Here is a 9,465-nt window from a genome sequence, read left to right on the forward strand (position 1 = left end):
GGCTGTGCCCCCCCCTGTTGACACAAACTTTGAGCCTGGCTGTGGTTTATTTGGGGTGGGTGGGGGGGGCCCACGCCCCCATCCCGGGGATTTGGGGGCGTCCCCCAAAACCTTCTGATAACGATCCCCAGGCTCAAAAACTATCGCCGTTTTGCAGCCTTAATCCCAGCATGTTAAACTATGGTAAATAACCTTTCAGGGAGGACAGCTATGGCCATGAAGATTGACCACATAGCTATTGCAGTCCACAGCCTTGAAGAAGCCCTTAGAGTTTATAGAGACCTTCTTGGCCTTGAGCTGAAGGGTGTGGAGCAGGTGCCTGAACAGGGGGTTCGCATCGCTTTTCTACCAGTGGGGGAAACCCGGCTTGAGCTTTTAGAGCCACTATCTACCGAAAGCCCCGTGGCCAAGTTTCTGGAAAAGCGAGGCGAAGGTATACATCACATCTGTTTTGAAGTGGAAGATCTGGAAAAAACCCTGCAAGATTTAGCCGGTAAAGGGGTCAAACTTATAGATGAACAACCCCGGATAGGGGCTCACGGCCGAAAGATGGCTTTTGTTCACCCCAAGAGCCTTCATGGTGTTCTTTTGGAACTCTACCAAAGGGAGGAAAACCTTGGTTAATTTAGCCCTCACCATTTTAGCCGCTTTTGCCGGGGCTCTCCTTCTCTTTGTCCTCATGGTTATTCTCTACAATTGGTTGCAGAGCAGAAGGCAGGGATACCCCTTTGAGGCTCAGATTGAAGCAGCCCTTCTGCCTCTTATCTTTTACGGGATATGTGCCGCTTACCGCTTGGGGGAAAGAGCCGTGGATGAAGGATATGAGCGCCTTCGCGGGGCCGATAAGAAACTCATAGCGGATTCCATTTATGCCATGCTGCCCGACAAAATCGGAAATTTTGACCTTACCCTGGTGAAAAGCATTATAACCAGGGAAAGGTTTCAACAACTTGTGCAAAACGCTTTTGATACCTTTGACCGTTTTTACGTGGAGCACAAGGCGCACTTTGACAAGCTATTTGAAGAATGGAAGAAAACCCATCAGCCCCGGCGGCTGGAGGAGGCTTCTGCTCAAGCTACCTCTGGCTTTATAAGGCCGTAATTGCCGTCTTTGCGGCGGTAAATGACATTTATCTGACCATCTTCGGCATTTATAAAGATAAAGAAATCGTGGCCTAAGAGTTCCATCTGTTCAATAGCCTCTTCCTCGGACATGGGGGAGATAGGAAAAGTTTTAACCTTTACAATCCTGGGGGTCTCCTCAACTATTTCCTCTGGAATCTCTTCCTGGAAGCGGCCCCGTCCCTTTTCGTACAGCTTACCCTTATAGCGTTCAATCCTGCGGTAAAGTTTATCCACCACCGCATCTACGGCTGCAAAGATATCGGCAGAGGTCTCTTCAGCTCTTATAAAAGCCCTTGAGCTTCGCAAGGTTATCTCAACCCGATGGCTATCTTTGGCGTTTTTTGTGTCGTGTCGGGAAAGCTCCACTTTGGCCTCCAGCAAGTTTGGAAGATAGCGAGGCATTTTCCTGAGTTTCTTTTCCAGGTATTCCTTGAGCCTCTCTGTCACTTCAATGTTCCTGGCGTTTATCCTTATCTCCATATCCATAACTACCTCCTTTCCATCCTTTTTCTAGTTTCCAGAGGCCCCAGATGGATAGAACGATAAGCAGCCCCATAATGGCCCAAGCTTCGTAAAGAGAAGCCTGGGTAATGAAAAGGGCTAAAAGCCCAAGCCCTCCGCTCATAAGATAAATAGCCATAACGGCTTCCCTTTTACTCATCCCCATGGCTACGAGCCTGTGAGAAAGATGATCTTTACCCGGATTGGTAAGCGGGTTCAATCTCCGACGAAGGCGTGACAGCACTACAAGAGTGGTATCAAATATTGGCACCCACAGAATTACCACAGGAACCATCCAGGTGACAGCTGGAATATTTTGGGGGAAACGCAATTTTATGCCCACAGCGGAAAGCACAAAGCCTATGAAGAGGCTTCCTGAATCCCCCATGAATATGGTAGCGGGGTTGAAATTGTAAAAGAGAAAGCCCAGGCAGCCTCCCAGGAGGGCAGCTGCCAGCGCGCCCACAAGAACCTGACCGTTCATTGCCGCCAAGAGGAGAAAGAAAGCCGATGCTATAACCGCCACGCCGCTTGAAAGACCGTCCATATTGTCCAATAAATTCAAAGCATTGGTTATACCCACAACCCAGAGGAGGTGGATCAACAAGTTAAGATAATGATAAGGGAAGAGTTGGACGCTCACCCCCGTCATGTAAAGGAGCAAGGCAGCGATGACCTGAATTGCTAATTTGGCCAGAGGCCTCAGCCCCCATCGGTCATCCCATATACCCATGAAGGAAACGATTGTTGCGCCTAACAGGATACTGAAAAGCTGAGGTATGTAGAAGCGGTTACCGGCGAGGATAATGGCGAGGATGAAAGCCCCATAGATAGCTACCCCTCCGAGTTTGGGCATGGGGTGCGCGTGAACCTTTCTGGAAGATGGGTAATCCATAAAACCGAGCTTCGGCGCAAGCTTGCGGGCAAGGGGAGTTCCCGCAAAGGCTATGAGAAGAGCACTGACGAAAATCAAAAAGTAATTAGTCATCATTTATACCCTTCAGCGGCCAAGGATTATCAGCCAAATTTCCTTCACAGAAGGGCGTTTGCCGTACATTAGAATCCCCACCCTGAACAGCTTCTCACCAAGCCATATAGCTATGAAGAGAGAAAGAACGAGAACTACAAGGCTTCCCGCTATATCTATCCAGGGGACTTGCGCGAGGGGTAATCTGAAAAGCATCATGGTGGGGGCGGTGAGGGGAAAGAAAGACAAAATTCTGGCTATGGTCAAATTAGGGTTGGCTATCAAGAAGCCACTAAGTATATAAGGGGCAGCGGCAAACAGGGCAAAAACCCCGGCCAGCTGGTTGCTTTCCCGCATGGTAGCCCCCAAGGAGCCAGTACCAGCCATGAGGAAGGCATAGAGGCTAAAACCCAAAATGTAATATAAGACGACGAGAGCAAGGGTTGAAACTGGCAGAGAGAAAGCCGAAACTGCAAGCAACAGAACGCTTCCTGTGGTGAATCCCAGGACGGTTAGGATCCAGACCATAACCTGGGTAAGGCCAACAGCTCCAAGGCCTATAACTTTCCCCAGCAATAGTTCCATAGGGGAAACTGAAGAGACGATTATCTCCATCACCCTGTTCTCTTTCTCCTCGGCTATGCTTTGAAGCAAGTAGCCTGAAGATACAAAAATTGTCATAATCAGCATAAGACTGAGGAAGTATGGGACGATGAAAATGAAGACAAAGCTCCAGGGCCCACTTCCCTGTGCTTTACCCCCGTTGCTTAGAATTTCTGGCTGAACTTTTAAGGGGTCTGAAACTCTGCGGCTGATTTCAGGTTCCACCTTTCCCCGGAGGAGATGAAAAATAAAGAAGCTTCTGAACCTCCTTGAATCCTCAACAATGGCTGCTTCAAAACTGCTACCTTTGGTTATAAGTTTCACCGTGCCAGTCTCAATGTAATCCGGTGGGATTACCAGAACTGCGTCCAGTTCATCCCTCTTAAGAGCTTTACGGGCCTCTTCTTCCTCTTTTAATAAAGTAAAACTCTCTTCATACTCAGGGAGAAGGGGGGTAAAGAGGCCGGTTCCATCCACAATCCCGATTTTCCTTGAACCACCCTCAAAGAAGCTCTCCAAGGATCTGCCCACACCTCTGAAAAATTCACCTCCAAAGGCCCCTATGAGCAGACCAATTAGAGCCAGCGCCGGGACAATGGCTGTCATTATTATGAAACCAGGCCTTCTGATGTTTGTTAAAAATTCATGCCGAGCTACTGTCCAGATCTTGGAAAGCTGCACCCTTTCTTCCCTCCCTGACCACTTTAACGAAAATTTCCTCCAGAGACACCGGGGCTACCTCAAAAGCCTCAATCTCAACCCCCGCCTCCAGTAAAGCTTTAAGGACACCCTGTTGAGAAGTCCCCTCGGATAACGTTAACAAAAACGAATCGTTTTTTCTCTCCACGGCTGTTACTCCCGGTATGGAAGGCAGTGGCTGTAGGCTCTTCACCATAATACTGTTGGGGGCAAAGAGCCTCTTTATATCCCGGAGAAAACCGTAGAGAACTTTTTCTCCTCGGTTTATGAGGAGTATGCGATCGCACAAAGCTTCTACGAGGTTCATCTGATGGGAGCTCAAAACAATGGTTTTGCCCTCATCGTGTAATTCCCTGAGAAGTCCCTTTATAAGTTCTACGTTCACCGGATCCAGGCCCTGAAAAGGTTCATCCAGGAATATAAGTTCGGGGTCATGGACTATGGAGGCTATAAATTGGAGCTTCTGTTGCATTCCCTTGCTTAGTTCTTTAACTTTACTGTAAGCCCTGTCCAGAAGGTCAACTTTTTCCAGCAATTTGATGGCTCTTTCCTTAGCCACAGAGCCATGGACCCCCTTAAGCTGGGCAAAATAAACCAGGGTTTCCAGAACCTGAAGGCTTTGGTAAAGCCCTCTTTCTTCAGGTAGATAACCAACTTTCTCTTTAACCTCAGAGGGTTTCCGGCCGAAAAGCTTGACCTCTCCTTCGTCGGGCTTAAATATATCCATGAGGATGCGGATGGTGGTGGTTTTTCCGGCGCCGTTTGGCCCCAGGAGTCCAAAGATTTCCCCTCTGTTCACTTCAAAAGAAAGGCCCTTCACAGCTACAAATTCGCCATATCTTTTGACAAGGTTGCGGACTTCTATTACCATTAAGGCCTCCGTGCCCTCATTATACCGCCCAAGCCAGGAAAATCGCAAGCATCAGTTAAACCCAACGCGCAACTTTCGCAAGACTTCCTCAAGTTCTGGTGGTAAAGGGGCTTTGAAATACATCTCTTCCCGGGTAACAGGGTGTTCAAAAGTAAGGGAGTAAGCGTGAAGGAATGGGCGATGGAGCCCTGGGATTGAAGGGCCACGACCGTAGATTTTGTCTCCTGCAATCGGATAACCTTTATAGGAAAAGTGCACTCTTATCTGATGGGTACGTCCAGTTACCGGATACACTTCAAGGTAAGAGTAGCCGGGGAAACGTTCCAGGACCCTGTATTCAGTTATAGCTTCACGCCCCCCCACCACTACTGCCATTTTCTTCCGGTGCTTCGGGCTCCGGCCAATGGGAGCTTCTATCCTACCTCTGGAAGGATGAATCTCCCCCTTAACCAGGGCCAGATAAATTTTGCGGACCCGGCGTTCTTTAAACAGCTTCTGAAGCTCAAGCTTTGTCCTGTCATCCTTGGCCACCACAATTAATCCCGAAGTGTCCTTATCCAGGCGGTGCACTATTCCTAACCTCGTCCGTTCTTCCATCCCCCTTAGCTCCGGCCAGCGAGCTAATATGGCGTTGACGAGAGTATCAGAAGTATGGCCAGGGGCAGGATGCACAACTAAACCGGCTGGCTTGTTGATAACGATAAACCAGCGGTCTTCGTATACTACATCCAGAGGGATAGGGAAAGGTTCAGGTTCCAGAGGGGGAGGGGGTGGAATCGTTACTGTTATATGCTCTCCTCCTTTGAGCTTATAGCCAGGCTTGGCTGGAATTCCATTTACCAGGATAAAGCCCTCACGGATTAGCTGCTGTAAGGCAGAGCGAGAGAAGTCCTTCAGTTTTTCTGCCAGGAATTTATCAAGCCTTATGGACCTCGCTTCCGCTATAAGTTCTACCTTCATTTCAAGAGAGAAGGCCCTCGGGGAGCTTTACCACCATTTTCCCCTCTTCAAGGTCTATCCTGATTATTACATCATCCAGGGCTGGGATCAACACCTCCCTTTCATGACCTCCCACCACGTAAACGTCGTTAGCGCCGGTGTAGATTATTTCCTTCACTCGGCCAAGGTAGAGGCCTTCTTCTGTCCAGACTTCAAGGCCGATTATCTCAAACTCGTAATATTCCCCCTCCGCAAGGGGCATGAGTTCTTCCAGAGGAACTGTGAGAATTTGTCCCTTGAGGGCTGAGGCCTCAGCTCGGCTTTCGCATCCCTCCAGTTGGAGTACTGCATGGCTTTTAAAAATCTTTACTTTCTTTACCCTCAGCGGCCGGGCTGTTTGACCGAGATAAACTCTTTCCAGAAGATAAAAACGTTCGGGGAAATCCGTGAGTATTTCTACCTTGACTTCGCCTCTATCTCCCCAGGGCTCTAATATTTTCCCTATCGCTACGAATTTCGGGTAGCCTTCTTTAAATTTAACCTTTCGGCCCGGGTGGGGATGCTTTGACTTCTTCCCCATAGATTTAACGATAGCTCCTGCATCCGGACTTGCCAGAAGGAGGTTAAAGGTAAGAGTCCGGATGAGGCCACGGTGAGGAGCGATTACACAAGCTCAAGCACAACTCTTTTTCCCTGGCGGACAGCCATGACCCGCAAGATGGTGCGCATGGAGTTGATGATTCTCCCGTTGCGGCCGATTATACGCCCCACATCCTCAGGGGCAACGTGGAGCTCAAGGATGGTGGAGTTAGGTCCGGAAACCTCCTCCACACGGACTTTAGAAGGCTCATCCACGATGGCCTTGGCGATGTATTCCACAAGCTCACGCATGGAGATGTCCTGTGTTGATCTTTCCGCTGCCATGGTAGAACCCCCTCCTGACGTGCTTAAGGATTTTGACCCCACCCGGGACCGACAGGTCTATTTACGTTCTTGACTGCCGGAATTTTTCCATGATTCCAGCTTTCTCAAAGAGCTTAAGAACAGCTTCGGTGGGCTGTGCCCCAACCCCAAGCCAGTACAGAGCTCTTTCTTCGTTGATCTGGATTGTATCTGGCTCGGTGCGGGGGTTATAGAAACCAATACTTTCAATGTATTTGCCATCCCTTGGCGCTCTGGAATCGCATACCACGATTCTATAACTGGGTTGCTTCTTCATCCCCATTCTTCTGAGCCTTATCTTTACCAAAGCGTTACCTCCTTTACGACAGGAATCTTAAGAGGCCTGGAAGCCGGCCTTTTTTCATTTCCTTCATCATCCTTTGAACCTGACGGAATTGGACCAGCAACTCGTTAACTTCCTGAACAGTAGTACCAGACCCTCTGGCTATACGCCTTTTACGACTGGCGTTTATGATTTCAGGGCGGCGGCGTTCCTCTGGTGTCATGGAATTTATGATGGCTTCTACTCGTTTAAGCTGACGGTCGGTAAGTTCAAGGGGGAGTTCTCTCGTTAGGCTGGAAAAGCCTGGAATGAGTTCCAAAAGCTGGCTAAGAGGCCCAAGCTTCTTGAGCTCCTTTATTTGCGTGAGGAAATCTTCCAGTGTGAACTCGCCCTGAAGGAGCTTCTCAGTTGCTTTCAGTGCTTTCTCCTGATCAATAACTTCCTGAGCTTTTTCTATAAGGGTTAAAACATCGCCCATGCCCAAAATACGGGAAGCAAGTCTGTCGGGGTGAAACTCCTCCAAAGCATGGAGCTTTTCACCGACTCCAATAAACTTTATTGGGACACCGGTTACCGCCCTTATGGAGATAGCTGCACCACCGCGGGCATCTCCATCCATCTTGGTTAGGATAAGACCCGTAAGGCCAACCCGATGGTGGAATTCCTGAGCTACTTTTACTGCGTCCTGACCTGTCATAGCATCGGCCACTAAGATAACTTCAGCCGGCGATGTCGCTTTCTTTATTTCTTCCAGCTCTCGCATGAGCTCTTCGTTTATGTGAAGGCGGCCGGCGGTGTCCAGGATCACTACTGTATGAAGGTCTGCTCGCGCTTTTTTCAGAGCATTAACGCATATTTGAGGTGATGGAATTGAAGCTTCTTCTTTGTATACTGGAATATCCAACTGACGTCCCAGAACTTCCAGCTGAGCAATAGCTGCTGGACGTCTGGTATCGGCTGCGACCAAGAGGGGAAAATGGCCTTCTTTCTTTAATTTGAGGGCCAGCTTAGCGGCGGTGGTGGTTTTACCGCAGCCCTGCAAACCTACCAGCATTATAACGTGAGGTGGCTGCCCTGTTAAACTGAGCTTACCCCCTTCTCCAAGGACTTTGACCAATTCCTCATAAACTATCTTTATCACCTGTTGAGCCGGGGTAAGGCTTTTCATTACCTCAGCTCCCACAGCCCTTTCCCTTACCCTGGCTAAAAAGTCCTTAACCACTTGATAGTGGACATCCGCCTCCAGCAAGGCAAGACGCACCTCTTTGAGAGCGGAGTCCACATCCGCCTCGGTAAGGTAACCCTTTCGAGCCAGCCTCTGAAAAATACTCTGCAGCTTCTGAGTTAAAGCTTCAAACATCTGGCCTCTAATTCCCCTTATTAGTGATTAAAAATTTTACTCACGAGAGGCAAGTTGGTCAAGTTTGCGTGTTCCGTCACATAAGATTTTACTGACCTTTACTGGAGCACAAGCGGGAAAATTCTGGGGGTCCAGGGGGCGAAAGCTCCTTTGCCGGTGGAACTCTCGTCCCTGAACCTTTGTGCTCACCGCTTACCGGAGTATACTTATAAAAAAGGCTCCTTCAAGGAGGAAAAGCGTGCTCCGAATCCTTATAGCCGATGATGAATCCATCATAAGGCTTGGCTTAAAGAAAATCTTAGAAGAAGCCGGCCATAAGGTTGTGGCCTCCGCCCCCAACGGCAAAAAGGCCTTGGAATTAGCTCGTTGCACCTCTCCCGATTTGGCTATACTTGATATAAAAATGCCAGAAATGGATGGTCTGGAAGTGGCCGATGTCCTCCGTAAGGAGAACCCCATACCAGTAATAATCCTTACAGCCTACGGAGATAAGGAGCTAGTGGAAAGGGCACGTGAGGCAGAAGCCATGGCTTACCTTGTAAAGCCAGTGAAAGAGGCGGAGCTACTGGCAGCCCTGGAGATCGCAGTAAAACGCTTCGAGGAATGGGATAAGCTCCGCAGAGAGAAGGAAAACCTGGAGGAAGCTTTCAAAACCAGGGAATTGGTGGAGGAAGCCAAGCGCATCCTCATGAAGGAAAAAGGGATGAAGGAATCCGAAGCTTACCTCTTTATCCACCGCTTGAGCCGTGATTCTCGCCGTCCCATGAAAGAAATTGCTCAGGAGATAATTGAACGCTATGGCCATTAGTTTCTATGTCCACATCCCGTTTTGCCGCAGGAAATGCCACTACTGTGATTTTAATTCATACGCTGGCCTTGAGCATTTGTTCCAGCCTTACATCGAAGCGCTGTCCAGGGAGATATCCCTTCTGGCTCAAATTTCGGAACCCGAAGCAGGTGAAAGCCTTTATCTGGGGGGCGGAACTCCTTCCCTTCTCCCGCCAGAACTTGTCGGAATTGTGGTAGAAAGCCTCAAGGAAAAATTCGGGCTTCTTCCGGAAGCCGAGATAACCCTTGAAGCTAACCCGGGCACTGTGGGTAAATCCTCTCTTGAGACCTTTTTAAAGGTGGGGATAAACCGCCTGAGCCTGGGCGCTCAGAGCTTTCATCAAGAT

13 protein-coding genes are annotated in these 9,465 nt (G+C 49.1%); 4 read left to right on the forward strand and 9 right to left on the reverse strand.

Annotated features, from left to right (window positions below):
- Positions 1-210: 210 nt before the first annotated feature.
- Positions 211-624, forward strand: coding sequence for a methylmalonyl-CoA epimerase (gene mce, locus NZ653_09585; protein ID MCS7287371.1), 414 nt, complete (start codon positions 211-213; stop codon positions 622-624).
- The gene (locus NZ653_09590; protein ID MCS7287372.1) at positions 617-1,102 is read left to right on the forward strand and encodes a hypothetical protein; all 486 of its coding nucleotides are present in this window, start codon (positions 617-619) and stop codon (positions 1,100-1,102) included. Before mce ends, NZ653_09590 begins: the two co-directional genes overlap by 8 nt.
- On the opposite strand, the gene raiA is transcribed toward NZ653_09590, so the two are convergent.
- The 9 genes from raiA to ffh form a co-directional block, all read right to left on the reverse strand.
- Positions 1,072-1,611, reverse strand: coding sequence for a ribosome-associated translation inhibitor RaiA (raiA, locus tag NZ653_09595; GenBank protein MCS7287373.1), 540 nt, complete (start codon positions 1,609-1,611; stop codon positions 1,072-1,074). The two genes, NZ653_09590 and raiA, sit on opposite strands and share 31 nt — an antisense overlap.
- Positions 1,574-2,614 (reverse strand): undecaprenyl/decaprenyl-phosphate alpha-N-acetylglucosaminyl 1-phosphate transferase, encoded by a 1,041-nt coding sequence (locus NZ653_09600; protein ID MCS7287374.1) that lies wholly within the window; start codon positions 2,612-2,614, stop codon positions 1,574-1,576. The genes raiA and NZ653_09600 overlap by 38 nt, the downstream gene beginning before the upstream one ends.
- Positions 2,615-2,626: 12 nt before the next feature.
- On the reverse strand, positions 2,627-3,877 hold the full coding sequence (locus tag NZ653_09605) for an ABC transporter permease (protein MCS7287375.1): 1,251 nt from the start codon (positions 3,875-3,877) through the stop codon (positions 2,627-2,629).
- Positions 3,840-4,766: an ATP-binding cassette domain-containing protein gene (locus NZ653_09610; protein MCS7287376.1), complete on the reverse strand. Its 927-nt coding sequence runs from the start codon at positions 4,764-4,766 to the stop codon at positions 3,840-3,842. Before NZ653_09610 ends, NZ653_09605 begins: the two co-directional genes overlap by 38 nt.
- Before the next feature lie 51 nt (positions 4,767-4,817).
- Positions 4,818-5,726, reverse strand: coding sequence for an RluA family pseudouridine synthase (locus NZ653_09615; protein ID MCS7287377.1), 909 nt, complete (start codon positions 5,724-5,726; stop codon positions 4,818-4,820).
- Between the two features lies 1 nt (position 5,727).
- On the reverse strand, positions 5,728-6,285 hold the full coding sequence (gene rimM / locus NZ653_09620; protein MCS7287378.1) for a ribosome maturation factor RimM: 558 nt from the start codon (positions 6,283-6,285) through the stop codon (positions 5,728-5,730).
- Positions 6,286-6,368: 83 nt separating this feature from the next.
- Positions 6,369-6,596, reverse strand: coding sequence for a KH domain-containing protein (locus NZ653_09625; GenBank protein ID MCS7287379.1), 228 nt, complete (start codon positions 6,594-6,596; stop codon positions 6,369-6,371).
- A 94-nt stretch (positions 6,597-6,690) separates the two neighbouring features.
- A complete protein-coding gene (gene rpsP / locus NZ653_09630) occupies positions 6,691-6,954 on the reverse strand; it encodes a 30S ribosomal protein S16 (protein MCS7287380.1) in 264 nt (87 codons plus the stop codon).
- 13 nt (positions 6,955-6,967) lie between these two features.
- Complete coding sequence (gene ffh / locus NZ653_09635) at positions 6,968-8,290, reverse strand: signal recognition particle protein (protein MCS7287381.1); 1,323 nt, start codon at positions 8,288-8,290, stop codon at positions 6,968-6,970.
- 238 nt (positions 8,291-8,528) lie between these two features.
- On the opposite strand from ffh, the gene NZ653_09640 reads away from it, so the two are divergent.
- Positions 8,529-9,098 carry a response regulator gene (locus NZ653_09640; GenBank protein ID MCS7287382.1) on the forward strand — a complete coding sequence of 190 codons (570 nt, stop codon included), beginning with the start codon at positions 8,529-8,531 and terminating at the stop codon, positions 9,096-9,098.
- Positions 9,088-9,465, forward strand: a 378-nt coding sequence (locus NZ653_09645) for a radical SAM protein (protein MCS7287383.1), incomplete at its 3' end; no start/stop codon positions are given. The genes NZ653_09640 and NZ653_09645, both read left to right, overlap by 11 nt.

This window comes from Anaerolineae bacterium (assembly GCA_025062375.1).
In the GTDB taxonomy this organism is placed as follows: Bacteria; Chloroflexota; Anaerolineae; order SpSt-600; family SpSt-600; genus SpSt-600.

Excerpts from the sequence above, each read along its gene's own strand:
- mce (MCS7287371.1), top strand. The coding sequence starts at position 211 with ATGGCCATGAAGATTGACCACATAGCTATTGCAGTCCACAGCCTTGAA.
- raiA (MCS7287373.1), bottom strand. The coding sequence starts at position 1,611 with ATGGATATGGAGATAAGGATAAACGCCAGGAACATTGAAGTGACAGAG.
- NZ653_09600 (MCS7287374.1), bottom strand. The coding sequence starts at position 2,614 with ATGACTAATTACTTTTTGATTTTCGTCAGTGCTCTTCTCATAGCCTTT.
- NZ653_09610 (MCS7287376.1), bottom strand. The coding sequence starts at position 4,766 with ATGGTAATAGAAGTCCGCAACCTTGTCAAAAGATATGGCGAATTTGTA.
- NZ653_09615 (MCS7287377.1), bottom strand. The coding sequence starts at position 5,726 with ATGAAGGTAGAACTTATAGCGGAAGCGAGGTCCATAAGGCTTGATAAA.
- rimM (MCS7287378.1), bottom strand. The coding sequence starts at position 6,285 with ATGGGGAAGAAGTCAAAGCATCCCCACCCGGGCCGAAAGGTTAAATTT.
- NZ653_09625 (MCS7287379.1), bottom strand. The coding sequence starts at position 6,596 with ATGCGTGAGCTTGTGGAATACATCGCCAAGGCCATCGTGGATGAGCCT.
- ffh (MCS7287381.1), bottom strand. The coding sequence starts at position 8,290 with ATGTTTGAAGCTTTAACTCAGAAGCTGCAGAGTATTTTTCAGAGGCTG.